This is a genomic window from Vulcaniibacterium tengchongense (genome assembly GCF_003814555.1).
Taxonomy (GTDB): Bacteria; Pseudomonadota; Gammaproteobacteria; order Xanthomonadales; family Xanthomonadaceae; genus Vulcaniibacterium; species Vulcaniibacterium tengchongense.
On sequence record NZ_RKQN01000005.1, the window covers coordinates 89,272 to 113,823 of the forward strand.

A 24,552-nucleotide genomic window follows, 5' to 3' on the forward strand; every position below is an offset into this window, starting at 1 on the left:
CCGGCGATGTCGTATCTTGCCATTGAGTAGCAAGAGGCTGCCGAACTGCGGCAGTTTCGGTCCTAGCAACCCCGGGGAATCTCTCGTGTCCGGCTACCCGCACGGCATCTCTCATGCCACGCGTACCGATCCGCTGCGCGTGCTGGAGGACATCAAGCGGCAGGCGCTGGAGGTGCTCGGCGGCCTGCCGGGCACGCTGTACGGCCCGGTCGAGGACGCGCTCAAGCTGGCCGCGCTGAAGGCCGACGGCAAGCAGAACTACTACGAGGAGCAGGCCGCGCTGTGGATGCTGCGCCAGCAGCAGGCCACCCACGTGATGCGCTTCCGGCAGCAGATCGCGCAGGGCTTCGACGACTTCCGCGCCCTGCGCATCCGCAGCGGCGGCGAACTCACCCTGTCGCTGGTCGGCGAGCAGGAACTGGAGTACAGCCTGGCCGGCGAGCGCCTGAACGAGGCGCTGATGGCGCGCTTCTCGCGCGCGCTCGACGGCATCGGCAACGGCCTGCGCGGCCTGGCCGCGGCGCTGCGCCTGCCGATGGGCAGCAATCCGATCGGGCCCGAGCGGCTGGTCGCCGCGTTCACCAACACCCTGGTCGACGTGCAGCTGCCCGACGCGCTGCGCACGCGCCTGTTCCGCCAGTACGAGCAGGAGCTGCTGCGCCTGCTCGGCGACTTCTACGCCCGGGTCGGCGCGCAACTGGCCGCGGCCGGCTACAGCGCCGCGCCGGTCGTGCCGGCGCCGCTGGAGCCCGAACCGCGCCCGGAGCCGGGCTACGACGGCCGTCATGTCGCCGAATCCCACGGTACCGGCGCCGCGGGCTCGTACGGCGCCGGCGGCCACGGCCAGGCTGCCGCGGGCGGCGCGCCCGACGGCGCGGCCGGTCCGGCGCCGGTGTCGCACGAGGAGTTCGCGGCGATGGCGTCGGAGCTGGCGCAACTGCGCAGCCAGCTGCAGGCCTGGCGCGAGAGCACGCCCGCCCCGCGCGCGGCCGGCGCCGGCCCGCGCGCCCTCGGCCCGCGCCGCGAGCTGCGCGTGGACGAGCTGGTCAGCGTGGCCTCGCTGCTGCAGGCCGAGCCGCCGGACGCGTTCGCGCGCGCGCTGGCGGTGTCCGGGCGCCTGGCCGAGACCATCCGCGACCATCTCCAGGACGGCGCCCGCCGGCTCGGCCTGGACCCGGACGAAACCTGCTTCAGCCCCGAGGAAGAGGACGCGATCGACCTGGTCGCGTTGCTGTTCGACTCGCTGTTCCGGCACAACGCCCTGCGCGACCGCGCCCGCCGCGTGTACGCGCGCCTGGTGCTGCCGTACGTGAAGGTCGCGCTGACCGACGGCGGAGGCGTGTTCGTGCGCCGCGACCATCCGGCGCGGCGCCTGCTCGATGCGATCACCGAGGCCTGCGAGGGCAACGACGCGGAGACGCCGCAGGACCGCGAACTGCTCGACCGCGCGCACGAGATCTCGCAACGGATCGTCGCGGAGTACAACGAGGACCTGGCGGTGTTCGAACTCGCCCATGCCGAGCTCGACGCGCTGCTCGCGCAGCAGCGCCGGCGCATCGAGCTGCAGGAGCAGCGCGCGGCCAAGGCCGCGTTCGGCCGCGAGCGGCTCGACACCGCGCGCGCCCAGGCCGACGCCGCGGTGCAGCAGCGCCTGGCCGAGCCCGAGCTGACCCAGGCGGTGGCCGAGTTCCTGGCCATGCCCTGGCGCCATCACCTGGTGCAGATCCTGCTGCGCGAAGGCGCCGATACCCAGCGCTACGCCGACGCCCTGGCGCTCGGCGACGCGTTGCTGGCCGCCGACCGCCTCGCCGCCGAGAACCGCGGCCGCGAGCTGGCCGCGCACCTGCTCGCGCTGCAGCCGGGCCTCGTCGAGTGCCTGGCCAGCTCCGGGCTGGACGGCAGCGCCGCCGAGCACGGCATGGCCGGGCTGGTGCGCGCGCTGTGCGTTCCCGACACGCCGCGCCGCCGCCGCCCGCCGCCGCCGCCGCTGGGCGCGTCCGAGGACGAGGGCGGCCACGAGCGCAAGCTGTGGCTCGCCGGCGGGACCGACACGGTCGCCCACGACCCGATCCTGGCCGAGCGCATGCGCAGCCTCGAGGTCGGCGACTGGGTGCGGCTGACCGACGCCGACGGCGAGACCGTCGCGGCGAAGATCGCCTGGGTCAGCCCGCTGACCTCGCGCTTCCTGCTGGTCAACCGCCGCGGCATCCGCGTGCTGGTGGCCTCGGCCGAGGAACTGGCGGTGCTGGCCGCGCAGAACCGGCTGCAGATCGGCGCCGAGCGCACCGCGTTCGACGAGGCGATGCGGCAGGTGCGCCGCCATCTCGACCGCGCCGCCACGCGTTGACGCGCGCCCGATCTTCTGTCGTCGGCGGAAGGGCGCGCCGCGCGCCGGAGGCCTGCCGCGGCCAGCGGAAATCCGCAGCGGCGCATGCGCCGTGTCCATTTCGGACCGCCGCGGATCCTCGCCCGCCTCTGCTTCCGCCGCGCGCGCTCCTCTGCCGGCGCGGGACGCCTTCGCTTCCGGCCGTTCGCCGATGCCGCGCATCCGCTAGGATGCGGCGACACCGTTTCGGGAGCCGGGCATGGCGGGCATCACCCTTGGCGTTGCGAGCGAAACCGCGAGCGGCGAGCGCCGCGTCGCGCTGACCCCGGAAACCTGCCGCAAGTTCGTCGCGCGCGGCGCGCGGGTGCGCGTGCAGCGCGGCGCGGGGCTCGGCGCGGGCTTCGCCGACGCGGCCTATGCCGAGGCCGGCGCCGAACTGGTCGAGGACGCGGGCGCGGCGCTGGAGACCGCCGACCTGGTGCTGTGCGTGCAGCCGCCGCCGGCGGCGACGCTGCTGCGCCTGCGCGAGGGCGCCTGCGTGGTCGGCCTGCTCGCGCCGCAGGCGGACCCGGCGCGCGCCGAGGCGATCGCGCGGCGGCGCCTGGTCGCGTTCCCGCTCGAGCGGCTGCCGCGCACCACCCGCGCCCAGGCGATGGACGTGCTCAGCTCGCAGGCCGGCATGGCCGGCTACAAGGCGGTGCTGATCGCGGCGCAACTGGCGCCGCGGTTCTTCCCGATGCTGACCACCGCCGCCGGCACGATCCGGCCGTCGAAGGTGCTGGTGATCGGCGCCGGCGTCGCCGGGCTGCAGGCGATCGCCACCGCCAAGCGCCTGGGCGCCCAGGTGGAAGGCTTCGACGTGCGCCCGGAAACGCGCGAGCAGATCGAGTCCCTGGGCGGCCGGTTCCTCGACCTCGGCGTCAGCGCCGCCGGCGAGGGCGGCTACGCGCGGCCGCTGACCGAGGAGGAGCGCGCCGAACAGCAGCGCCGCCTCGGCGAGCACCTGAAGAACGTCGACGTGATCGTCTGCACCGCGGCCGTGCCGGGGCGGCCGGCGCCGAAGATCGTCGGCGCGGCGATGGTGGCGGCGATGCGGCCGGGCAGCGTGATCGTGGATCTCGCCGCCGAGACCGGCGGCAACTGCGAGCTGACCCGCCCCGGCGAGACGGTCGAGCACGGCGGCGTGGTGGTCGCCGGCCCGCTCAACCTGCCCAGCCAGGGCGCGGTGCACGCCAGCGAGATGTACGCCCGCAACCTGCTCAACTTCGTCGCCCTGTTCCTCGACGCGCGCGCGGCGCAGGCCGGTGCCCTGGCGTTCGACTGGAACGACGAGCTGCTGGCCAAGACCGTGTGGCCGGCGCCGCCGGCGCAGGCGGCCGCCTGACGGGTTTCCCTGCGCATCCCGGAGGCCGGGCACGCTCGCGCAGCACGTGGAGGACCGAAGGCCGACGGCCCTCATCCGCCCTCCGGGCACCTTCTCCCGCAGGCGGGGGGAGGGAAAAGCGGAGCGCGGCAAAGGGGCACACCGGCTGCCCCCTATCGCCCCTACCGCTCACGGGAGAGCCCCGGATGCGCATGCGTAGCCTCCACGCGGCCGCCGCATGGCCCTCCCGCTTGCGGGAGCGGGATGGGGGTGAGGCGTCCGGCAGCGCGGCGCGCCGGCGCGGCGCCCGGTTCCGCGCACGGCGCGTCCCGACGATGGAGGTCCCACGTGAGATGGCGGCGGCGGCGCGGCGCCTCGGCGTTCGCCTTGCCGCGGGGTAGAGCCGCGAAGGACGGCGACGACCGGGCGCCGGCGGCCGTCGCTTGGCCCTCGCCGGCACCGCGCCGTTGCTGCCGCGGCCGCATCGCCGAGGCCATCGCCCCTGCGCGGCGGGCCTGCCGCGCAAGCCCCTGCCTGCCGCCAGCGAGGCGGCCCGGGCTCAATCGATCCGCGGCGGCGGGGGCGGCGGCGGGGGCGGCGGCAGGTCGCGTGGCGGCGGGTTGGCCTCCACCCAGGCGCGGCGCTGCTCCGGCGTCATCGTCCGCCACTGCTCCTTGAGCGCGCGGCGGCCGGCCTCGTCCAGGGTCAGCATCTTGGCGAACAGCGCGCGGGTCTGCTCGCGCTGTTCCGGGTTCATCCGCACCCAGCGGCGCAGCCCGAAGCGCGCGCGCTGGCGCTGCTCGGGCGTCATCTGCTGCCAGCGGCGGGCGTGCTCGAGCATGCGCGGGCGGTCTTCGGGCGAGGCGTTCCAGCGCTCGCGGATCGGCGCGATCAGCAGTTCGCGCTGTTCGGCGCCGAGCCGGTCCCATTCGGGCAGGGACGCCGGCGCAGGATCGGCGGCGAACGCGGGGAAGGCCGCCAGCAGGAGCAGCGGCGCGGCGAATCGGGTCGGCAGGCGCATGGGGGTCACTCCGTCGCGGTGGCCACGGCATCGCCGTTGGCGGCCAGCCACAGGTACAGGTCGGGGCTTTCGTCGAGGGTGGCGAGCGCGGTCTCGGGGTCGTAACCCGGCTCGGGCGCGGTGTTCGCGACCGGCGCAGCCGGCGCCGGCGCGCGGTCCGGCGCCCGGTTCAGCTGCAACCCCAGGGCGAGGGCGAACACCGCCGCGCCGCCGCTGGCCAGCACCCAGCCCAGTCCGCGCCGCGGCGCCGGCGTCGCCGGTGCGGCCGCCTGGCGGGCGGCGCGCAGGCGCGCGCGCACCGCCGGCGACACCGCGTCCACCGCCTGCGCGTGCAGCGCGCGCATCGCCCGGTCGAAGCCTTCGTCATGGTCGTGTCGGTCGTTCATCGCCAGTCCTCCAGTTGCCGCTGCAGCGCTTCGCGCGCGCGCGACAGATGCGTCTTCACCGCGCCTTCGCTGCAGCCCATCGCCCGCGCGGTCGTGGCGACGTCGAGGTCCTCCAGCACGCGCAGGCTGAACGCCTCGCGCTGCCGGCGCGGCAGCGCCGCCAGCGCGTCGGCCAGCCGGGCGTAGGCCTCGCGGCCGTCGAACGCGCGCGCCGGATCGGGCGCGTCGTCGGCCCAGTCGAGCGCGCTTTCCTCGCGTTCCGGCGCCGGCAGCAGCCAGCGCAGGCGGAACGCGCGCCGGCGTTGCAGGTCGACGATGCGGCTGCGCAGGATGCTCCAGAACAGCGGCGTCCATTCCGCCGCCGGGCGCTCGCGGTAGGCCAGCATCTTCATCATCGCGTCCTGCACCGCGTCGAGCGCGTCGTCGCGCTGGCGCAGGCCGAGCTCGGCGAAGCGGAACGCGCGCGGGCCGATGCCGGCCAGGAATTCCTCCAGCGACGCCGGCGCGCGCGCCGTCCCGTCCGGGCCGACGCGCGCCTCGGCGGCGGCCGGAAGGGCCAGCGCGGCTTCGTCGGCGTCGCGGGTCATGTCGCGCAGCATAGGCGAAGCGCTCAGTGGCCACGCTTCCGGTACCGGCCGTGAGCGGACGCGGCCGCTGCGGCGGGCGGCAGCGCGGCGGCCGGGGCGGTGCGCGGGACACGGTGCATGGGCTCTCTCCTCGCAGGCAGGCGGGGCCTGTGTCGGAGGGAACGCCCCGGGCGGCGTCCGGTTGACCGTGCTGGCGCCCGGTTCAGGGGCGGTTATGATGCGGCGACATCGCGATGGGGAAGGTGGCGGATGGGCGACGGCTTCGTGGCGCAGGCCTTCATCGGGCTCTACATCTTCATGCTGGCGGCGATCGCCGGCCACGTGATCATCTCGCGGGTGCCGGTGATCCTGCACACGCCGCTGATGTCGGGCTCCAACTTCATCCACGGCATCGTCCTGATCGGCGCGATGGTCGTGCTCGGCCACGCCGACACCCCGCTGGAGAAGGCGATCGGCTTCGTCGCCGTGCTGCTCGGCGCCGGCAACGCCGCCGGCGGCTACGTGGTCACCGAGCGCATGCTGGAGATGTTCAAGTCGAGCAGGAAGGAGCCGAAGGCATGAGCGCGACGGCCGGGAACGCGCTCGTCTGGGCCGCCTCCGCCAGCTACTTCGTCGCCGCCACCCTGTTCCTGCTGGGCCTGCAGCGGATGGCCTCGCCGGTGACCGCGCGCAGCGGCATCCGCTGGGCCGGCCTGGGCATGCTGATCGCGACCGCGGCCACGTTCCTGCTGCCGGGCCTGCACAACCTCGGCCTGATCGTGCTGGCGCTCGCCATCGGCACCGCGCTGGCCTGGGTGTCGGGCAAGAAGGTGGCGATCACCGACATGCCGCAGATGGTCGCGCTGTACAACGGCATGGGCGGCGGCTCGGCGGCGGCGATCGGCGCGGTGGAGCTGCTGCGCTTCTCCGCCGAGGGCCGCGCGCCCTCGCCGGTGGCGCTGGTGCTGGGCGTGGTCGGCGCGGCGATCGGCGCGGTGTCGCTGTCCGGCTCGGTGGTGGCCTGGGCCAAGCTCGACGGCCGCCTCGACAGGCGGGTCACGTTCCCGGGCCAGCAGGCGTTCAACCTGCTGGTGTTCCTGGCGATGCTGGCGCTGGGCGGCTGGATCGTGCGCGCGCTGGGCGCGCCGGCGATCGTCGCCTTCTTCGTCCTCGCGCTGGCGCTGGGCGTGCTGATGACGCTGCCGATCGGCGGCGCCGACATGCCGGTGGTGATCTCGCTGTACAACGCGCTGACCGGCCTGGCGGTGGCGTTCGAGGGCTACGTGCTCGGCAACGAGGCGCTGATCATCGCCGGCACCATGGTCGGCGCGGCCGGCACCCTGCTGACGCAGCTGATGGCCAAGGCGATGAACCGGCCGATCCGCAACGTGCTGTTCGGCAGCTTCGGCGGCGGCGGGCAGGCGCAGGCGATCGCGGGCGCGCAGAAGCCGATCGAGGCCGGCGACGTCGCCGCGATGATGGCCTACGCCGAGCGGGTGGTGATCGTGCCGGGCTACGGCATGGCGGTGGCGCAGGCGCAGCACAAGATCTGGGAACTGGCGCAGCGGCTGATCGAGCGCGGGGTCAAGGTGAAGTTCGCGATCCACCCGGTCGCCGGGCGCATGCCCGGGCACATGAACGTGCTGCTGGCCGAGGCCGGCGTGCCGTACGACCTGATCGCCGACATGGACGACGTCAACCCGGAGTTCCCCAACACCGACGTGTCGCTGGTGATCGGCGCCAACGACGTGGTCAACCCGGTGGCGAAGACCGACCCGGCCTCGCCGATCTACGGCATGCCGATCCTGGACGTGGCCGCGTCGAGGAACACCATCGTGATCAAGCGCGGCAAGGGCACCGGCTTCGCCGGCATCGAGAACGCGCTGTTCTACGCCGACAACACGCGCATGCTGTACGGCGATGGCGCGGAGATGGCCAGCGCGCTGGTCGGCGAGTTGAAGGCGCTGGACGGCGGCGGGCATTGAGGGGCCCGTGGCTTGTCGGCGGCGGCTCGCTCGGTATTGCGCGGCGTCGCGCCGGGCGCGATCAAGCGCGCGCCCCGGAGCTTGCCCGTGCTCGCCGGCGCCGCGCAGGCGGCGAAGCGCAGCGGCTTGTCAGCGGCGCACGGCGGCCTGGGCGCCATCGCGCTGTGTGCGAGCGTCGGGGTGAGGGGCTCTGTTGCTCGCGCGCCATCCCGGCGGCGGGATCCCGTGACGTTGCCCTTGCTTGCCGAGCCCGGCCGCGGCTTGGCCTCCAAGCGCTTCCGTCCGCCTGCCGGCGGCCGGGTCACTTTTGCTGGGGCAAAAGAAAGTAACCAGGAAAACGGCCTCCCCGGCAACTCAATCCGGCGCTCGGCCGGCGGTGAGCGGGCTTGCCGATTCGCCATTCCAGGCTCCAGCCGGAAAGCGGCGCACAGCGTCGTGCGCCGCCCCACGGGGCCGGGAATCGGATCGATTGTCGAAAGCCAAAGCCGGGACTCACTCCGGGCCGTTCGGTATCGGTCGCTTGTCCGCGTCCTTCGGACCTGCCTCGTCATCCCCCACGAAGGCGGGGCCAGGAGCTTGACGGCTGCTCCAATGCAAGTCCCGGATCCCGGCCGGAGCGATGGGGATTGGAACGCCGGGGCGCGCCCGGCTACGGAAGGCAGATCTCGCCATTGACGAAGGTGGCGACCATGCCGCCGCTCTTGTGCCCGCTGACGAAGAAGTGGCCGCTGGCGCCGGCGTACTTGCCGGTGGCGCCGACGATCTGCTGGTAGGCGGTGACCACGCCTTCGGGGCCGTTGGTGGTCACGCCGGTCTCGCGCATGACCAGGGTGCCGCCGGCGGTGCGGTATTCGAACGGGCCGCTGTAGGAAATGAAGCCCGGCGAGGTGGACGGGCCGGCGCGGGCGCTGTCGGCGGCGAAGTGGGTGGTGCCGCGCAGGCCGTGGTTGCCCTCGACCTCGCCGAGGAAGCACGAGGCGAGGCCCGGGTTGCAGCCGGACGTGGATTCGACTTCGGTCATCTCGGCGTGGACCTGCTTGCAGGAGCCGGCCAGCGCCGGCCCGGCGAGGCAGGCGCCGAGCAGCAGCGACGATGCGGCGAAGGCGTTCATGGCGTGATCTCCGATGCGTTGCCGCGCCGGGCGCGGTCCGGTCGCGGCGGAGCCCCCGAGGTCCGCGCGGGGCAAGGGGGAGGGAGCGCTCAGGGCGGTACCGCCGGCCGCACCCAGCGGCGCGCCAGCCCGGCGATCGGCAGCCCGACCAGCAGCACGTGCGCACACACGCTGGCCACGGTCCAGGCCGCGTCGGCGGCGGGCAGCGGCGCCGCCGACAGCGGCACCACCAGGCCGGTCATCGTCGCGTACAGGCACAGGCCGTAGAGGGCGCCCGCGGCGAGCGGCCGCTCGCGCAGCGGCGGCAGGTGCCGCGCGGCGGCGAAATAGGCCGCGGCCATCGCCGTCGCGATCAGGTAGTGCAGGGCCAGGCCGAGCGTCGCCGTCGCCGCGCCGCCGGCGACCGCGACCGGGCCGAGCAGCCCCGCGGCCACGCCCTGCGGCACGCGCAGCGGCGGGACGCCGCGCAGCGCCCAGAACGCAGTGGCGAAGGCGATGTCGAGGGTGCCGGCGACCAGGCCGGCGGCAAGCGCCGGCGCCGCGGCGGTGCGGCGGCGCGGCAGCGGTACGGAACGGGCGGGCGCGCTCATGGCCGGCCCCAGGCGGGCAGCGAGGCGCGTGCGCTGCGGCGCACTTCCCCGGCGGTGGCGCCGAACGCGGCCTTGAAGCTGCGGCTGAAGGCGGCGTGGCCTTCGAAGCCCAGCGCCTCGACGATCGCGCCGATCGGCAGCGCGGTATCGCGCACCAGGCGCCAGGCGCGTTCGCAGCGCAGGCGTGCGGCGTACTCGGACGGGGTGTCGCCGAACACCTGGCGATGGGCGCGCTGCAGATGCCCGGGCGAGCAGTTGGCCCGGCGCGCCAGCGCGGCCAGGTCCAGGCGCATGTCGCCGCGGCAGCGGATCAGGTGGCGCACGCGCAGCAGCCGCTGCATCGATTGCCGCCGGCGCAGCGGCGTGCGGCCGGGACAGTGCGGCAGCCGGTCCTGGACGTCGCGCTGCTGCTCCAGCAGCGCCGCGCACAGCCGCGCCAGGTCGGGCGCCCGCGCGGCTTCGCCGGCGCGGGCCAGGGCGAGCGCGGCCCTGCGCAGCAGGCCGGCGGCATCCTCGTGGGCGAACAGGTGTTCGGCGCCGGCCGCCTGCAGATGCGGCGCCCAGGCCGGTTCCGGCCCGGCCACGGCCAGCCAACGCGCATCGCGCCCGCCGCCCGCGTGCAGCGCGCCGCGCCACAGCTGGCTGCGGCCGCGGCGCAGTTCCCAGGCCCCGTCCTCGCACTGCAGCCGCAGCGCGCCGCGCAGCGGCAGCCACAGCGAGAGCCAGTGCGCGGGCAGTTCCGCCCTCGCCAGGCGCCCGGCGGGGTGCAACAGGTACAGGCGACGGGCGGCGTCGAGCGCGACGGGGTCGAGGCGTTCGCGGTCGCGGATCGGCAGCGGGGCGAGCAGCATGGCGGGCGGAGCGGTGGGCGGTGGAGGCCCACGCTAGGGCGCGGGCGGCCCCGTTCGTAGCGCCACTCCGGGCCCGGCCACGGGGGCCATTTGCGCCGCCGTACCGGCCCTGGGCCGAAGCGCGGGCGCCCCCTCAGCGCGTGCCGGCGTGCCGCGCGCGTTCGGCGAACAGCGCCGCCGGCACGCCCAGCAGCAGCATGTGCGCGAGCAGGCAGGCGCTCATCCAGTCCGGGCGGAACTCGCGCGGCGGCGCGGCCGACAGCAGCGGCACCACGATCAGGTGCAGCAGCGCGAACACCGACGCGCCATACAGGGCGCCGGCCGCGTACGGCCGCCGGCGCACCGCGGCATGGCGCCGGGCGAGGGCGGCGTAGAGCGCCACCGCCGCGGTCGTCAGCGCGTAATGCAGCCCGGCGCCGAGCGCCTGGGTCGCCGCGCCGCCGGCGAAGGCGGCCTCGCGGCCCACTCCCCAGGCGGCGATCGATTGCAGGATCCGCCCCGGGCTCGCGCCGAGCGGCGCCCACCAGGCCATCGCGAACAGCAGGTCGAGGCTGCCCGCCACCAGCCCGCCGAGCAGGAGCCAGGCCCAGGGACGATCGAGCGGAACGGAACGCGGGCGGGCCGCGGCGGCGACGGTGGCCATCGGCGAGGTTCTCCGGCGGAAGTGGCCCCATGAAGCGCCGGCGAAGCGGCCCTGGCAAGGGCCATTGCGCCGCGGTTCAATGGGGCCAATTCGCCGCGCGGAGGTTTCCATGCACCTGCAGCTCGACGGCCGCGGCCCGGTCCACGCGCAGCTCACCCGGGCGCTGAAGAGCGCCGTGTTCGCCGGGCGCCTCGGCCAGGGCGCGCGCCTGCCGGCGACGCGCCAGCTGGCGCGCGAGCTGGGGGTGTCGCGCAACACGGTGCTGGCCGCGTACGAACAGCTGCGCGCCGAGGGGTTCGTCGAGGGCCGGGTCGGCTCCGGCAGCTACGTGACCCCGCCGCTGCGCGGCCCGCGGCCGGCGCCCGCCGGGGAGGCGCCGCTGCCGCCGCAGTCGGCCTTCGCCCGCCGCGCGCGCCGCTACCACGACCACGCCAACATGCCCGGCCGCGCCATTCCCGGCGTGCGCTACGCCTTCCAGTACGGCGTGCCGATGGCCAACCCGGCGCTGACCACCGCCTGGGCGCGCGAGCTGGCGCGCGCGGCCGCGTACACCTCGCCCGGCTACCCGGCGACCCAGGGCCTGCCGGCGCTGCGCGAGGCGGTATGCGACTACCTGGCGCGGCGGCGCGGGGTGGTCGCCGCGCCGGAGGACGTGTTCGTCGTCGCCGGCACCCAGCAGGCGGTGGCGCTGACCGCGCGCGTGCTGCTCGACCCGGGCGACGAAGTGGCGCTGGAAGAGCCGCACTACTCCTCGCTGCGCGAGCTGCTGCTGATCCACGGCGCGCAGGTGCGCGCGGTGCCGGTGGACGCCGACGGCCTGCGCTGCGACGCCCTGCCGCAGCCGGCGCCGAAGCTGGTCTGCGTGACGCCTTCGCACCAGTTCCCCAGCGGCGCGCTGATGTCGCTGTCGCGGCGCCTGGCGCTGCTCGACTACGCCCGCCGCCACGACTGCTGGGTGCTGGAGGACGACTACGACGGCGAATTCCGCTACGACGGACGCCCGCTGGACGCGCTGCGCTCGCTCGACGAGCACGGCCGGGTGATCTACGTCGGCACCTTCTCCAAGGCGCTGTTCCCGGCGCTGCGCCTGGGCTACCTGGTGGTGCCGGCGGGGCTGCGCCGCGACTTCCTCAACGCGAAATGGCAGGACGACTTCGCTTCGCCGGCGATCGAGCAGGCGGCGCTGGCGCGTTTCATCGCCGAAGGCGGGTTCGAGCGCCATCTGCGCCGCGCCGCGCGCACCCTGCGCGAGCGCCGCGCGGCGCTGCTCGACGGCCTGCGCCGCTGCGGCGAACGACGCCTGCGCATCGCCGACTCGCGCGCCGGCATGCACCTGGTCGCCTGGCTCGAGGGCCGCAGCGCCGCCGAGGGCGAGGCCTTCATCGCCCACGCGCGCGGCCTCGGCCTGGGGCTTTATTCGATCGCGCCGTACTACCTCGAATCGCCCGACCGCGCCGGCCTGCTGCTCGGTTTCGCCAGCCTGTCGGCCGCCGAGATCCGCGAGGCGGTGCGGCTGCTGCAGCGCTGCCTCGACGAAACGGGCTAGCGCGAGGTCCAGGCCGCGGCGACCAGCGCCGCCGCGATCCAGGCCAGGTCGGTCGGGCCGTTGGCGAGGCGCATCAGGGTCCAGGCGTGGTGCGCGCCCAGGCGCAGCGCCGAGCTCAGCGGATCCAGCCCGAGCATCGCGCCGAGCTGGGTCGCGACGATCCACCAGTTCGCCAGCGCCGCCGCGGCCGCGGTGGCGAGCACGCCGGCGAGCAGGCGCAGGCGCCCGCTCGGCCAGCGGCCCAGGCGCAACAGCCAGGCCACGTCGAGCGCGGCCAGCAGCGCCATCCAGCTGTGCTGGCGGCCGCTGTACAGGCTCAGCAGCACCCACACCGCGGCCGATCCGCACACCGCCAGCGCCAGCAGCGCCCAGGCGAACCAGGAAACGCGGCGGAGGGAGCGGGCGGCTGGGATCATCGAAGGCTCGGCGGCGGGGCGGCCGCACAGCATAGCCGGCGCGCGCCGCGCGCGCGGGCCGGCGCCGCGCCGGCGCGGCCGCCAGGCTCTAGAATGGGCGGCCTTGTGCCGGGTCGCGGCACCCCAATCTTCCCGGCATGTACTCCCGCAGCAGCGAACCCGTCCGTTTCGAGCGCGATTGCGCCGTGGTCATGGTGCCCCAGGGCGACGAAGTGACCCTGCCGGCCGGCAGCGTCGGCTACATCACCCAGGGCCTGGGCGGCAGCTACACCGTGTTCGTCGAAGGCAACCTGTTCCGCGTCGCCGGCCGCGACGCCGATGCGATCGGCAAGGAACCGCCGCCGCCGCTGGAATTGCCGGAGGGCGCCGACGACGAGGCGGTCGAGCAGATGGTCTGGCGCCAGCTGCGCACCTGCTTCGATCCGGAGATCCCGATCAACGTGGTCGACCTCGGCCTGGTCTACGAGGCCTCGGTGCAGCCGCACCCGGAGCGGCCCGGCGAGCGCAAGGTCGAGGTGCGCATGACCCTGACCGCGCCGGCCTGCGGCATGGGCGACATCCTGGTCGCCGACGTGCGCGACAAGCTCGAGATGATCCCGACCGTGGCCGAGGCCGACGTCGAACTCGTGTTCGACCCGCCGTGGAACCGCAGCATGATGTCCGAGGCGGCGCGGCTCGAGACCGGCATGTTCTGATCGGCGCGGCGCCGGCGACGGCGCCGCCCCGGCCGCTTGCGAGGCGGCGAGATCCCGCGCCCGCTGTCGCCCTCGCTTTCCCGTTTTCCTTCCTTGCGCGATGCCGCCGGCGAGGGCGCGCCGCGCTGCGCACGTCGCGGCGCGTCGCTTCGTTTCGGCGTGTCGCATGCGAATCCCACGCGGTTCATCGGCCGCGCGTGATGCCGGTCCCAGTCCGGATTTTTGCCGACTCTGGCGCACTCCTTTTCGGTAGGGATTGGCTAGGTTGGCCGCGTTGCAGCGATACGGGGCCGGCGCCGGCCCCGTACTGCGCGCGGGCCGCCGGACCCGCGCGCAGCGCTCGACCCGGCCGCGCGCCGGCGATCCGTCGCAGCGGGCAAGACGCCGTGTCCGCATCGTGGGATCGCGTCGCCCGGTCGGATTCCGCCGCGGCTCCCATCGCCGCGACGCCGGCAGCATGTCGCTGTCCGTCGTGCCGGCCGCGCGCCGGCGACGGGGCCGGCACGACCGGAACCGCCGTCGCGTCCGACCGGCCATTCCACCATCACGCGGTTCCACCATTTCGGGGGTTTCACCGATGTCCGATCGTCGTCAGCACCGTATCCGCCTGCATGCCCTCGCCGCGGCCACCGCGCTCGCGCTGTCGTCGGGCCTGGCCTTCGCCGGCCGGGCGGACCTGTCGGGCCTGCAGTCCGGCACCGAGTTCGACCAGTTCATCGTCAAGTACAAGGACGGCGCCAGCGAACGCGTCAGCGCCGCCAGCCGCCAGCAGAGCCTCGCCCGCGCCGCCGCGGCGGTGGCCAGGAGCCACGGCCGTGCGCTGGGCCTGTCCCACAAGCGCACCCTCGCGGTCGGCGCCGAGGTGCTGAAGGCCGACCGCAAGCTCGACCGCGCCGAGGCCGAGAGCCTGCTGCGCCAGCTCGCCGCCGATCCGAGCGTCGACTACGCCGAGCCGGACCGCCGCATGTACCGGGCGCTGACCCCGAACGACACCCACTACGGCCAGCAGTGGGGCTTCAACGGCACCTACGGCATCAAGGCCCCGGCGGCCTGGGACCTGGCCACCGGCAGCGGCGCGGTGGTCGCGGTGATCGACACCGGCATCACCAGCCACAGCGATCTGAACGCCAACATCCTGCCGGGCTACGACTTCATCAGCGACACCTTCGTCTCGCGCGACGGCGACGGCCGCGACGGCAACCCGCAGGACGAGGGCGACTGGAACCCGATGGCCAACGAGTGCTACGCCGGCTCGCCGGTGACCAACTCGAGCTGGCACGGCACCCACGTCGCCGGCACGGTCGCCGCGGTCACCAACAACGCCAAGGGCGTGGCCGGCACCGCGTTCAACGCCAAGGTGGTGCCGGTGCGCGTGCTCGGCCGCTGCGGCGGCAGCGTCTCCGACATCGCCGACGCGATCGTCTGGGCGTCCGGCGGCACCGTCAGCGGCGTGCCCGCCAATCCCAATCCGGCCGAGGTGATCAACCTCAGCCTGGGCGGCGGCGGCGCCTGCGGCAGCACCTTCCAGAACGCGATCAACAGCGCGGTCGGCCGCGGCACCACGGTGGTCGTGGCCGCGGGCAACGAGAACAGCAACGTCAGCAACTCCAGCCCGGCCAACTGCAACAACGTGATCGCGGTGGCGTCGATCACCAGCTCGGGCGCGCGTTCGAGCTTCTCCAACTACGGCTCGCTGATCGACATCGCCGCGCCGGGCTCGAGCATCCTGTCCACGCTCAACAACGGCGCCACCACGCCCGGCAGCGAGGCCTACGCCAGCTACAACGGCACCTCGATGGCGACGCCGCACGTGGCCGGCGTGGTCGCGCTGATCCAGTCGCTGTCCGCGACGCCGAAGACGCCGGCCCAGGTGGAGAGCCTGATCAAGGCCAACGTGACGCCGTTCCCGTCGACGCCGTCGCAGCCGATCGGCCCGGGCATCCTCAACGCCAGGGCGGTGCTCGACGCGGTCGCCGGCGGGGGCGGCGGGGGCGGGCAGACCTACAGCAACGGCACCGACTACGCGATCCGCGACAACGCCACGGTGGAAAGCCCGATCGCGGTGTCCGGCCGCAGCGGCAACGCGGGCTCCAGCGTGCCGGTGGCGGTGAACATCGTGCACACCTACATCGGCGACCTGAAGGTCGACCTGGTGGCGCCGGACGGCTCGGTGTACACGCTGCACAACCGCAGCGGCGGCGGCACCGACAACATCAACCAGACCTACAACGTGAACCTGTCGTCGGAAGCGCTGAACGGCACCTGGCGCCTGCGCGTCAACGACAACGCCACCTACGACACCGGCTACGTCAACAGCTGGTCGATCACTTTCTGACGGGGCTGTTCGTTCTCCCCTCGCTGCCCCGGCCTCGCGCCGGGGCTTTTTTTCCGGCGAGCAGCTCGGCGAGGGCGCGCGCGTTGTTGCGCTCGGCGTCGCGCGAGGCGTAGAGCAGGGTGACGCGCTCGCGTCGGGCCAGCGCGCGCAGTTCCGCCAGCGCCGGGTTGTCGCGCAGTTCCTCGGCATACGCGGCGCGGAAGTCGTCCCACGCCTGCGGACGGGCGTGGAAGCGCCGGCGCAGCGCGTCGCTGGGCGCGACCTCCTTCAGCCAGCGGTCGATCCGCGCCGCATCCTTGCGCAGGCCGCGCGGCCACAGCCGGTCGACCAGGATGCGCAGGCCGTCCTCGTCCGCGGGGGCGTCGTAGACGCGCTTGAGCCGCGGCGCCGGCATCGCCTCACCCGATCGGTTCGAAGCGGTTGGCGGCGACGTTCTTGCGCACCTTGGCCGGGTCCCAGATGCGTCCGTTCATCGCGATGTACACGCCCGGTGGCAGCGACTGCACCGCGCCGACCGCGCAGCCGACGTTGAACTCGGCGTCCGAGCCGCGGAAGCGCGCCGGGCTCAGCGCGCCGGTCAGCACGATGGTCTTGTCCTTCAGCGAAGCCAGCACCCTGGCGGTCTCGACCATGGTGTCGGTGCCGTGGGTGACCAGCACGTGCCGCACCGGCTGCGCGGCGATGGTGGCGCGGATCAGCTCGCGGTCCTCGGCGGTGATGTGCAGCGAGTCCTTGCGCAGGATCGGGATCACCGTGAACTGGAAGCCCACGCCCAGCTCGCGCAGCATGCTGCCGATCTGCGGCTCGCCGATCTGGTAGTCCGACTTGTCGTCGAAGTAGATCTTGTCGATCGTGCCGCCGGTGGTGACGATGCAGAGCTGGTCCATCGCGGGAGCGAGATGCGGAAGTCGCCGGAATTATACGTTCGCGGCGTGCTTGCCGCGGTCCTGGCCGCGTGCGGGCCCTTCGCCGGCCGCGGATCGACGCGGGCGCGCGGGCAAGACGGGCGAAGCGGGCAGTCGGCGCCGCCGCCCTTGGGCGGGCGCGTCTGCGCGCCGCCGCAGCGCCGACGCCGCCACGAAATGCCGATCCGGGCGCATCGCGCACCCGCGCCGATCCGCGGCGCAAAACCGCTTCGCCTTGCGGAGCCGGCCCTACCCGCGGCGGCGGCCGAAGCGGGCGCGCAGCCCGGGCAGGCTGGCCGCGAACACGATCGCCACCGCCAGCGCCAGCGCGATCAGCGCATAGCCGCGCTCGGGCGGCCGGGTGTAGGCGACCATCACCGCGTGGCTGAACCAGGCCAGGGCCAGCACCCCGGCCCAGAAGCCGGCGCGGCGCCGGTGCCGCCACACGCCGAGCGCCAGCAGCAGCGGCGGCAGCGCGAACACCACCAACTCCACCGCCGGCGACGGCTCGTGTTCCACGAACCAGACCACGTACACCGCGGCGAGCGCCAGCAGCGCCAGCAACAGCACCGCGCGCCAGATCACTCGGCCACCTTGCGGGCGAGCGCGGCCAGGCGCCGGCCGAGCGCGCGCGCCAGCGCCGCCTCGTCGTCGGTCGGCTGCGGGTCGTCCTGCGGCCCGGCCACGTGGCTGGCGCCGTAGGGCGTGCCGCCGCCGCGGGTGCTGTTCAAGGCCGGTTCCGTGTAGGGGATGCCGAGCAGCACGCAGCCGTGGTGCAGCAGCGGCACCATCATCGACAGCAGGGTCGATTCCTGGCCGCCGTGCTGGGTCGCGGTCGAGGTGAACACCGCCGCCGGCTTGCCGACCAGGGTGCCGCTGGCCCATTCCGCGCCGAGGCCGTCCAGCCAATGCTTGACCGGCGCGGCCATGTTGCCGAAGCGGGTGGGGCTGCCGAGCGCGAGGCCGGCGCATTCGACCAGGTCGCGCGCCTCGACGTAGGGCGCGCCTTCCTCCGGCACGGGCGGCGCCGCGGTCTGCACCACCGTCGCCACCGGCGGCACGGTGCGCAGCCGCGCGCTCGCGCCCTCGACCTCGCCGACGCCGCGCGCGATCTGCCGCGCCAGCCGCGCCACCGAACCGCCGCGGCTGTAGTAGAGCACCAGGATCTCGGTCATCGCGTCCTCCCGTGAGCGGCAAGCATAGAGGATCGGCGTGAGCGCATCCGGAACGCCGCGCCGTGCCGCAGTGGCCGGATCGGTTTCCTCGGCGGCGATCGGACCGGCCGCGCGCGGGCTCGCGCGCCGCCGCGCCATGGCGCCGACGGCGGGCCGTCGGCCCCGGCACCGCGTGGCGCGGACGCAACCGCGCCGGCGCGGTTCCGCCGCCGCGCCGGTCCTTGGCTGTCTATCCCGCCGGCATCGGTTACCCTCCGCGCGATGGAGCCGCTGGACACCTTGAACCGATGGAGCGAGCGCGTGCGCGACCGCGCGCGCGTGGGCACCTTTTTCCGCTTCCTCGCCCGCCGTTTCCTCGAGGACAACCTGTTCCAGGCGGCCGGCGCCCTGGCCTACACCACGGTGTTCGCGCTGGTGCCGCTGTCGATGGTGGTGTTCGGCGTGCTCTCGGCGTTCCCGGTGTTCAACGAGTGGAGCGACCGGCTCAGCGACTACATCTTCTCCAACTTCGTGCCCAGCGCGGCGCGTTCGGTGGAGGCCTACCTCAAGCAGTTCTCGGCCAACGCCGGCCAGCTCACCGCGGCCGGCGTGACCGCGCTGGTGGTGTCGCTGCTGATCACGCTCAACGGGGTGGAGGCGACGTTCAACCGGATCTGGCGGGTCAAGGCGGCGCGGCCGAAGCTGACCCGGTTCCTGGTGTACTGGACCGTGCTGACGCTGGGCGCGCTGATGGCCGCGGCCAGCCTGGCGATCTCGGCCAAGTTCTTCGCCCTGGCGGTGTTCTCCACCGAGGCCGGGCACGCGCTGCAGAAGCTGATGCTGCGCCTGGCGCCGATGGCGATCGAGCTGTTCGCCTTCGCCGCGATCTACCGGGTGGTGCCGCATCGCACGATCCATTGGCGCCATGCGTTCGCCGGGGCGCTGCTGGCGACGCTGCTGTTCGAGACGGTGAAGTGGGGGCTGGGCATCTACCTGGGCGGCTTCAGCTCCTACTCGCGCATCTACGGCCCGCTGGCGGTGGTGCCGATCTTCCTGTTGTGGATCTACCTGAGCTGGGTCGCGGTGCTGCTGGGCGCGTCGCTGGCGTCGTCGGTGTCCGAGTTCCGCTACCAGCCCGCGTCGATGCGGCTGCCGATGGGCTTCGAGATCTACGGCCTGATGCGCCTGCTCGGCCGCTTCCAGGAAGCGCGCAAGCGCGGCCGCGGTCTGCACAGCGACGACATCGAGGCGCTGGAGCCGATGCTGACCGACGCGCTGGTGCAGCAGATGCTGGCGCAGCTGGCGGAGATCGACGTGGTGCGCCGCGCCGAGGACGGCGAATGGCTGCTGGCGCGCGACCTGGAGGACCTCAGCCTGGCCGAGCTGTACGAAGCCTGCCAGCTGCGCATTCCCGTCGCCGAGGCGCACCTGCCGTGCCGCGACGACGCGCTCGGCCGCACCGCGGTGCAGGTGCTCGACGACCTGCGCCTGCCGCTGCGCGACCTGCTCAAGCGCCGCGCCTCCACCCTGCACGAAGAGGACTGATCCATGCCGCGTCGCCCGTTGCTCACGCTCGCCCTGGCCGCGCTGCTCGGCGCCTGCCAGCAGCAGTCGCCACCGCCCGCGCCGGAGCCCGAGCCGGAGCCGCAGGCGCAAGCGCCGGCGGCCGAGGACGCGCCGATGGCGCTGCCGGAGGAACCGGCCGCGCCGACCCGTGCCACCGCGGAGCGCCCGCGACTGCAGGTGACCACCGTGGACGGCCGCGCCTACGACCTGGGCAAGCAGCGCGGCAAGTGGGTGGTGGTCAACTTCTGGGCCACCTGGTGCAAGCCCTGCCTGAAGGAAATGCCCGAGCTGTCGGCGCTGGACGGCATGCGCGAGCACATCGAGGTGATCGGCCTGGCCTACGAGGACATCGAGCCGGAGGACATGAGGGTGTTCCTGCAGCTGCATCCGGTGGTCTACCCGGTCGCGATCGTCGACACCTACGACCCGCCGAAGGACTTCGAGACCCCGCGCGGGCTGCCGATGACCTATCTGATCGCGCCGGACGGCAAGGTCGCCGAGCGCTTCCTCGGCCCGGTCACCGCCAAGGACATCGAGACCGCGATCGCCAAGGCCGGCGGGCCCAAGCCGGGCGTCGGAGGCGGGCGATGAGCGCCGCGCGCTTCGTCGCCAGCGGCAAGGTGCAGGGCGTGTGGTTCCGCGCCTCGGCCCGGGAGCGGGCGCGCGCGCTCGGCCTGCGCGGCTACGCCAGGAACCTGCCCGACGGCCGGGTCGAGGTGCTCGCGGCCGGCAGCGACGACGCGCTGGAGCAGCTCGCCGCGTGGCTGCGCGAGGGCCCGCCGCTGGCGCGGGTGGACGGGCTGGAGCGCCTGCCGGCGCGCGAAGACGAGGCGGGCGAGGGATTCGCCACCCTGTGAGCGCCGCGCCGCGCGCTCACCCGGCGGCGCCGTCCCAGGCCGGAATCGGCTCCAGCACGCGATAGCGCTCCTTGTGCGGCTTGCCGGGCAGCGGCTCGAGCCCGATCTCCTGCGGCGGCAGTTCGGTGTCGGGCAGGCGGTCGAGCAGGTCGCGGATCAGGGTCAGGCGGCCGCGCTTCTGGTCGTTGAAGTCGACCAGGGTCCACGGCGCGTACGGCGTGTGGGTGGCGCGCAGCATCGCCTCGCGGGCGCGGGTGTAGTCGGCGTAGCGCTGGCGCGCTTCCAGGTCCACCGGCGACAGCTTCCAGCGCTTGAGCGAATCCTCGAGCCGCTCGGCGAAGCGCTGCTCCTGTTTCGCCTGGTCGCAGCACAGCCAATACTTGAACAGCAGGACGCCGTCCTCGACCAGCATGCGCTCGAACAGCGGCGCCTGGCGCAGGAACAGGTCCACCTGCCCGGAGGTGGCGTAGCCCATCACCCGCTCGACGCCGGCGCGGTTGTACCAGCTGCGGTCGAACAGCACGATCTCGCCGGCCGCGGGCAGGTGCGGCACGTAGCGCTGGAAGTACCACTGCGTGCTCTCGCGTTCGCCCGGCTTGGGCAGGGCGACGACGCGGCACTGGCGCGGGTTGAGGTGCTCGGCGATCGCGCCGATCGCGCCGCCCTTGCCGGCGGTGTCGCGGCCCTCGAACAGCACCACCAGGCGCTTGCCGCGGTGGCGCAGCCAGCGCGCCATCGCCGCCAGCTCCAGCTGCAGCGGTTCGAGGCGGGCTTGGTAGTCCTTGCGCTTGAGCTTGCCCATGCGCGCTCCGTGGCGGGGGATCGGTCAACGTTCGCGCAGGCGCGGACGCAGCGTGGCGAGGTTGCACGGCCGCGTGCGCGCGTCCAGTTGGGCGCGGACGATCTTCTCCCAGGCGGTGCGGCAGGCCGAGGTCGAACCGGGCAGGGCGAACAGGAAGGTGCCGTTGGCCAGGCCGGCGAAGGCGCGCGACTGCAGCGCGCTGGTGCCGATCTCGTCGAAGCTGAGCGCGCGGAACAGCTCGCCGAAGCCGGGCATTTCCTTGTCCAGCAACGGCAGCAGCGCCTCGGGCGTGGAATCGCGGCCGGTGAAGCCGGTGCCGCCGGTGGCCAGGATGCCATCGACGGCGTCGTCGGCGATCCAGGCCGAGACCTGCGCGCGCAGCTTGTAGCGGTCGTCCGGCAGCAGGGCGCGCGCGTGCAGGCGATGGCCGGCTTCGGCCAGCGCGGCGGCGAGATAGTCGCCGGAGCTGTCGTCGGCGGGGGTGCGCGTGTCGGACACGGTCAGCACGCACAGGTTCAACGGGATGAAATCGCGTTCGGCGGTCATGCGGGCAGGTTAGCGCATGGCCGGTGCGGTCGCCGCATCGCGCTCGCGGCGCGCGCCGGCGCGCTGCGGTTTTCCTGTCTCCGTTCGCCGGCGGCAGCGCGTCGCCGCGCATGGGCCTGCGCGATACGCCGTGGACACGTCCCCGCGGGGCGTTCGGCGGCGTGGTTGCGGCCGAAGGCCGCGCGAGCCATGCCGCGCCTGCGATGCGGCGGGTCGGCGAAAGGCAAGAGCACCGCGCGCCGGGAACGCCGGGCCGGGCGGCGGCGGTATCCGGCCGCTTGGCCGCGGCCTTGCCACGATCCTTCCGCGCCGGCCGCGTCGCGCAGGGCCGGCGCGTGCGGCGTCACTGCGTCGCCTGCGACCGCCGGCCTTCGCGATGGGCCCGCGCCAGCCGCGCGACGATCGCGGCGAAGTCGGCCGCGAAGCCGTCCATGTCGAACAGGCCGCTGGCGCGGCGCCGTGCCGCCAGTTCCGCGCGCAGCCCGGCGAGCGCCTGCGGGTCGCGGCCGAGCTCGGCCGCGCGCGCGACGAAGGCCGCGTCGTCGGCGACGTTCATCGCCGCCAGGCCGAGATGGTGGTTGAGGCTGCCGGCGACGCGCGCGGCGAAGGTCCCGCCGGGACGGGTCAGCACCGGGCAGCCGGCCCACAGCGCGTCGGACGCGGTGGTATGCGCGTTGTACGGCTCGGTGTCGAGGAACAGATCGGCGTGGCGCAGCCGCGCCAGGTAGTCGGCGTGCGGCTGCTTGGGCATGAAGATCAAGCGCTGCGGATCCACGCCCTGCGCCTGCGCGAACGCGCGCAGGCGGTCGTCGGCGCGGCCGGGGCCGCAGAGCAGCCACAGCACCGAGCCCGGCACCTCGCGCAGCACCGCCAGCGCGCGCGCCATGCTGCGAGGGTTGAGCTTGTAGCTGTTGTTGAAGCAGCAGAACACCACGCCGCGCGCGGGCAGGCCGCAGGCCTCGCGCGGCGGCGCCGGCGGCACCTCGCGCGCGGTGTCGGAGGGCTGGAAGCAGCGCGGCAGGCGCAGCACGGTCTCGCTGAAGCCCGCTTCCAGCGCCGGCGGCAGCACGAACGCATCGGCCAGCACGTAGTCGATCCACGGCGCGCCCGAGGTGCCCGGGTAGGCCAGCCAGTTGACCTGCACCGGCGCCGGCCGCATCGCCAGCGCCTCCGGCGCGCCGCCGCCGCCCCAGCCGCGCAGGTCGAACAGCACCTCGATGCCGGCATCGCGGATCGCCTGCGCGATCTGCCGGTGCGGGCGCAAGGCGAGGTCGTGCAGCGCGTGCGCGGCGGCGTGCAGGCGGCGGCGGATCGCACTGCCGTCGTCGCGGTTCAGCGCGAACAGATGCGTTTCCAGTCGTGGGTGCGCGGCCCGCAGCGCCTCGAACAGGGCGACCGTGAGCAGCCCGGTCGGGTGCGCGCCGAAGCCGTTGGACAGGAAACCGACGCGCACCGGCGCATCGGGCGCCGGCGCCGCCGGCGGCGGCAGCGGCCGCACCGTCCGCGCCAGTTGCAGGGCCCGCCGCCGCGCGCAGCGCAACTGCTCGGCCGCGCTCGCGTCCTCGCTCAGGAACGCGAACGGTTCGACCGCGGCGGTGCCGGCGTTCACCGCCTCGCGCACCTGGCGCGCCAGCGGGTCCAGCCCGCGCCAGTCGCAGAGCTTGCGGCGCCAGGCGAGCAGGTAGGCGGCGATCTGCGGTTCCCGCGGCGCCAGCGCGTGCGCATGCGCGTAGGCCTCGGCGGCGGCCTCGGCCTCGCCCGCGTCCTCGAGCGCATGCCCCAGCCAGACCGCGATGCCGGGATGGCGCGGCGCATTCGCCGCGGCCTGGCGCAGGCTCGCCACCGCGTCGTGGCGGCGGCCCTGCATCCACTGCGCGCGGCCGAGCCGCGCCAGCGCTTCCGGATGCCCCGGGCGCAGCGCCAGCGCGCGCCGCGCCGCGGCTTCGCCCGCGACCGCGTCGCCGCCGTCGAGCTCGGCCTCGGCGAGCAGGATCCAGGCCAGCGCGTCGTGCGGCTGGCGCTGCGCCGCGGCGCGGGCGGCGGCGCGCGGATCGTTCATCCCGCCCGCGCTCCGACGTACAGCCAGGCTTCGGCGCCGGAGGCCAGCCGCACGCGCACGCGGCGGTAGTCGCCGGCCTCGTATTCGTCGGCGCGGGCGAGTTCGACCGCGCCGACGCGGAACAGCGTGCCAGGCACGCGGTCGGCGGGGTCGCCGCTGGCGCGCGCCACCGGGTGACGCACCACGCCGCGGGTCTCGACCGCGGCCGGGTCGCGTTCCCCGAGCCAGTCGAGACGGTAGCCGGTCAGCGCGTCGGCGCTGCCGTGCAGCGCGCGGCCGAACAGGCGCCGCTGCACGGCCTCGTCCTGCAGGGCGCCGTAGGAGAACAGCGCCTCGCCGGCTTCCGCGGGCTCCGCGGCGGCCGGCGCGAAGCTCAGCGCGTACCACTGCGTCTCGCTCTCCTCCCAACCGGCGGCGCGGTACAGCGCGCGCGCGGCGGCGTTGTCGCGCGCGGTCTCCAGTGCGATGCCGACCGCGCCCTCGCCGCGGGCGAACCCGGCCGCCGCATCGAGCAGCGCGCGGGCGACGCCGCCGCGGCGCGCCTCGGCGGCGACGTAGAGATCGTTGAGGATCCACAGCCGCCCGGCACGCACCGAGGAGAACGTCGGATACAGCTGGACGAAGCCGATCGCGGCGCCGCCGCGCTCGGCCAGCAGCGCCACCGACTCGCCGCGCTGCAGGCGCTCGCGCAGGAAGCCGCGGGCGCGCCCGGGGTCGCTCGGCTGGCCGTAGAACGCGCGGTAGGCGTCGAACAGCGGCACGAGCGCGTCCAGGTCGTCGGGCGCGGCGCGGCGGATCGTCAGCGGCATGGCGGCCTCCGGAAGGCGAG

The 24,552-nt window shown here is 74.6% G+C and carries 26 protein-coding genes; 10 read left to right on the forward strand and 16 right to left on the reverse strand.

The window, feature by feature from the left end; translation table 11 throughout:
- Positions 1 to 85 precede the first annotated feature (85 nt).
- The gene (locus EDC50_RS14810) at positions 86 to 2,347 is read left to right on the forward strand and encodes a DUF1631 family protein (protein ID WP_158635723.1); all 2,262 of its coding nucleotides are present in this window, start codon (positions 86 to 88) and stop codon (positions 2,345 to 2,347) included.
- A gap of 238 nt (positions 2,348 to 2,585) precedes the next feature.
- Entirely contained in the window at positions 2,586 to 3,710 is a 1,125-nt protein-coding gene (locus tag EDC50_RS14815; protein WP_123771275.1) for an NAD(P) transhydrogenase subunit alpha, read from the forward strand.
- A 538-nt stretch (positions 3,711 to 4,248) separates the two neighbouring features.
- Here EDC50_RS14815 and EDC50_RS14820 read toward each other — a convergent pair.
- The 3 genes from EDC50_RS14820 to EDC50_RS14830 are packed head-to-tail and all read right to left on the reverse strand — an operon-like array spanning position 4,249 to position 5,683.
- Positions 4,249 to 4,710, reverse strand: a complete 462-nt coding sequence (locus EDC50_RS14820) for a DUF3106 domain-containing protein (RefSeq protein WP_123771276.1) — start codon at positions 4,708 to 4,710, stop codon at positions 4,249 to 4,251.
- Positions 4,711 to 4,715: 5 nt separating this feature from the next.
- Positions 4,716 to 5,096 carry a hypothetical protein gene (locus tag EDC50_RS14825; RefSeq protein WP_123771277.1) on the reverse strand — a complete coding sequence of 127 codons (381 nt, stop codon included), beginning with the start codon at positions 5,094 to 5,096 and terminating at the stop codon, positions 4,716 to 4,718.
- Positions 5,093 to 5,683, reverse strand: a complete 591-nt coding sequence (locus tag EDC50_RS14830) for an RNA polymerase sigma factor (RefSeq protein ID WP_123771278.1) — start codon at positions 5,681 to 5,683, stop codon at positions 5,093 to 5,095. The genes EDC50_RS14825 and EDC50_RS14830 overlap by 4 nt, the downstream gene beginning before the upstream one ends.
- A gap of 249 nt (positions 5,684 to 5,932) precedes the next feature.
- Here EDC50_RS14830 and EDC50_RS14835 point away from each other — a divergent pair, with 249 nt between their 5' ends.
- Entirely contained in the window at positions 5,933 to 6,244 is a 312-nt protein-coding gene (locus EDC50_RS14835; RefSeq protein WP_123771279.1) for an NAD(P) transhydrogenase subunit alpha part 2, read from the forward strand.
- Complete coding sequence (locus EDC50_RS14840) at positions 6,241 to 7,647, forward strand: NAD(P)(+) transhydrogenase (Re/Si-specific) subunit beta (protein ID WP_123771280.1); 1,407 nt, start codon at positions 6,241 to 6,243, stop codon at positions 7,645 to 7,647. Before EDC50_RS14835 ends, EDC50_RS14840 begins: the two co-directional genes overlap by 4 nt.
- Positions 7,648 to 8,296: 649 nt before the next feature.
- On the opposite strand, the gene EDC50_RS14845 is transcribed toward EDC50_RS14840, so the two are convergent.
- From EDC50_RS14845 to EDC50_RS14860, 4 genes are all read right to left on the reverse strand, one after another.
- Positions 8,297 to 8,758 (reverse strand): hypothetical protein, encoded by a 462-nt coding sequence (locus tag EDC50_RS14845; protein WP_123771281.1) that lies wholly within the window; start codon positions 8,756 to 8,758, stop codon positions 8,297 to 8,299.
- 89 nt (positions 8,759 to 8,847) lie between these two features.
- Positions 8,848 to 9,348: a hypothetical protein gene (locus EDC50_RS14850; protein ID WP_123771282.1), complete on the reverse strand. Its 501-nt coding sequence runs from the start codon at positions 9,346 to 9,348 to the stop codon at positions 8,848 to 8,850.
- The gene (locus tag EDC50_RS14855; protein ID WP_123771283.1) at positions 9,345 to 10,199 is read right to left on the reverse strand and encodes a helix-turn-helix domain-containing protein; all 855 of its coding nucleotides are present in this window, start codon (positions 10,197 to 10,199) and stop codon (positions 9,345 to 9,347) included. The genes EDC50_RS14850 and EDC50_RS14855 overlap by 4 nt, the downstream gene beginning before the upstream one ends.
- A 133-nt stretch (positions 10,200 to 10,332) precedes the next feature.
- Positions 10,333 to 10,842 (reverse strand): hypothetical protein, encoded by a 510-nt coding sequence (locus tag EDC50_RS14860; protein ID WP_123771284.1) that lies wholly within the window; start codon positions 10,840 to 10,842, stop codon positions 10,333 to 10,335.
- A 109-nt stretch (positions 10,843 to 10,951) separates the two neighbouring features.
- Here EDC50_RS14860 and pdxR point away from each other — a divergent pair, with 109 nt between their 5' ends.
- On the forward strand, positions 10,952 to 12,388 hold the full coding sequence (pdxR, locus tag EDC50_RS14865) for a MocR-like pyridoxine biosynthesis transcription factor PdxR (RefSeq protein ID WP_123771285.1): 1,437 nt from the start codon (positions 10,952 to 10,954) through the stop codon (positions 12,386 to 12,388).
- Here the strand turns inward: pdxR and EDC50_RS14870 are convergent.
- Positions 12,385 to 12,804: a hypothetical protein gene (locus EDC50_RS14870; protein WP_123771286.1), complete on the reverse strand. Its 420-nt coding sequence runs from the start codon at positions 12,802 to 12,804 to the stop codon at positions 12,385 to 12,387. The two genes, pdxR and EDC50_RS14870, sit on opposite strands and share 4 nt — an antisense overlap.
- 137 nt (positions 12,805 to 12,941) lie before the next feature.
- Here EDC50_RS14870 and sufT point away from each other — a divergent pair, with 137 nt between their 5' ends.
- Positions 12,942 to 13,499, forward strand: a complete 558-nt coding sequence (gene sufT, locus EDC50_RS14875) for a putative Fe-S cluster assembly protein SufT (RefSeq protein ID WP_123771287.1) — start codon at positions 12,942 to 12,944, stop codon at positions 13,497 to 13,499.
- A 577-nt stretch (positions 13,500 to 14,076) separates the two neighbouring features.
- Positions 14,077 to 15,834 (forward strand): S8 family peptidase, encoded by a 1,758-nt coding sequence (locus EDC50_RS14880; protein ID WP_123771288.1) that lies wholly within the window; start codon positions 14,077 to 14,079, stop codon positions 15,832 to 15,834.
- On the opposite strand, the gene EDC50_RS14885 is transcribed toward EDC50_RS14880, so the two are convergent.
- The 4 genes from EDC50_RS14885 to wrbA form a co-directional block, all read right to left on the reverse strand.
- A complete protein-coding gene (locus EDC50_RS14885) occupies positions 15,824 to 16,228 on the reverse strand; it encodes a DUF488 domain-containing protein (RefSeq protein WP_123771289.1) in 405 nt (134 codons plus the stop codon). The genes EDC50_RS14880 and EDC50_RS14885 overlap by 11 nt on opposite strands.
- 4 nt (positions 16,229 to 16,232) lie before the next feature.
- A complete protein-coding gene (locus tag EDC50_RS14890) occupies positions 16,233 to 16,721 on the reverse strand; it encodes an asparaginase domain-containing protein (RefSeq protein WP_123771290.1) in 489 nt (162 codons plus the stop codon).
- Positions 16,722 to 16,988: 267 nt separating this feature from the next.
- On the reverse strand, positions 16,989 to 17,324 hold the full coding sequence (locus tag EDC50_RS14895) for a DUF2069 domain-containing protein (RefSeq protein WP_242003054.1): 336 nt from the start codon (positions 17,322 to 17,324) through the stop codon (positions 16,989 to 16,991).
- Entirely contained in the window at positions 17,321 to 17,914 is a 594-nt protein-coding gene (gene wrbA / locus EDC50_RS14900) for an NAD(P)H:quinone oxidoreductase (RefSeq protein ID WP_123771291.1), read from the reverse strand. The genes EDC50_RS14895 and wrbA overlap by 4 nt, the downstream gene beginning before the upstream one ends.
- 261 nt (positions 17,915 to 18,175) lie before the next feature.
- On the opposite strand from wrbA, the gene EDC50_RS14905 reads away from it, so the two are divergent.
- Genes EDC50_RS14905 through EDC50_RS14915 form a run of 3 tightly spaced genes read left to right on the forward strand, consistent with a single transcriptional unit; the run spans position 18,176 to position 20,316 of the window.
- Positions 18,176 to 19,438 (forward strand): YihY family inner membrane protein, encoded by a 1,263-nt coding sequence (locus tag EDC50_RS14905; protein WP_123771292.1) that lies wholly within the window; start codon positions 18,176 to 18,178, stop codon positions 19,436 to 19,438.
- A gap of 3 nt (positions 19,439 to 19,441) precedes the next feature.
- Positions 19,442 to 20,050, forward strand: coding sequence for a TlpA family protein disulfide reductase (locus EDC50_RS14910; RefSeq protein WP_123771293.1), 609 nt, complete (start codon positions 19,442 to 19,444; stop codon positions 20,048 to 20,050).
- Positions 20,047 to 20,316: an acylphosphatase gene (locus tag EDC50_RS14915; RefSeq protein WP_123771294.1), complete on the forward strand. Its 270-nt coding sequence runs from the start codon at positions 20,047 to 20,049 to the stop codon at positions 20,314 to 20,316. The genes EDC50_RS14910 and EDC50_RS14915 overlap by 4 nt, the downstream gene beginning before the upstream one ends.
- A gap of 16 nt (positions 20,317 to 20,332) precedes the next feature.
- Here EDC50_RS14915 and ppk2 read toward each other — a convergent pair whose 3' ends face one another.
- The 4 genes from ppk2 to EDC50_RS16840 all read right to left on the reverse strand — a co-directional run bounded on the left by ppk2 (position 20,333) and on the right by EDC50_RS16840 (position 24,532).
- A complete protein-coding gene (ppk2, locus tag EDC50_RS14920; RefSeq protein WP_123771295.1) occupies positions 20,333 to 21,118 on the reverse strand; it encodes a polyphosphate kinase 2 in 786 nt (261 codons plus the stop codon).
- 24 nt (positions 21,119 to 21,142) lie between these two features.
- Positions 21,143 to 21,664, reverse strand: a complete 522-nt coding sequence (gene moaB / locus EDC50_RS14925) for a molybdenum cofactor biosynthesis protein B (protein ID WP_123771296.1) — start codon at positions 21,662 to 21,664, stop codon at positions 21,143 to 21,145.
- A gap of 343 nt (positions 21,665 to 22,007) precedes the next feature.
- On the reverse strand, positions 22,008 to 23,723 hold the full coding sequence (locus EDC50_RS14930; RefSeq protein ID WP_123771297.1) for an O-linked N-acetylglucosamine transferase, SPINDLY family protein: 1,716 nt from the start codon (positions 23,721 to 23,723) through the stop codon (positions 22,008 to 22,010).
- Positions 23,720 to 24,532 (reverse strand): GNAT family N-acetyltransferase, encoded by an 813-nt coding sequence (locus EDC50_RS16840; RefSeq protein ID WP_338419806.1) that lies wholly within the window; start codon positions 24,530 to 24,532, stop codon positions 23,720 to 23,722. Before EDC50_RS16840 ends, EDC50_RS14930 begins: the two co-directional genes overlap by 4 nt.
- Positions 24,533 to 24,552: the final 20 nt, after the last annotated feature.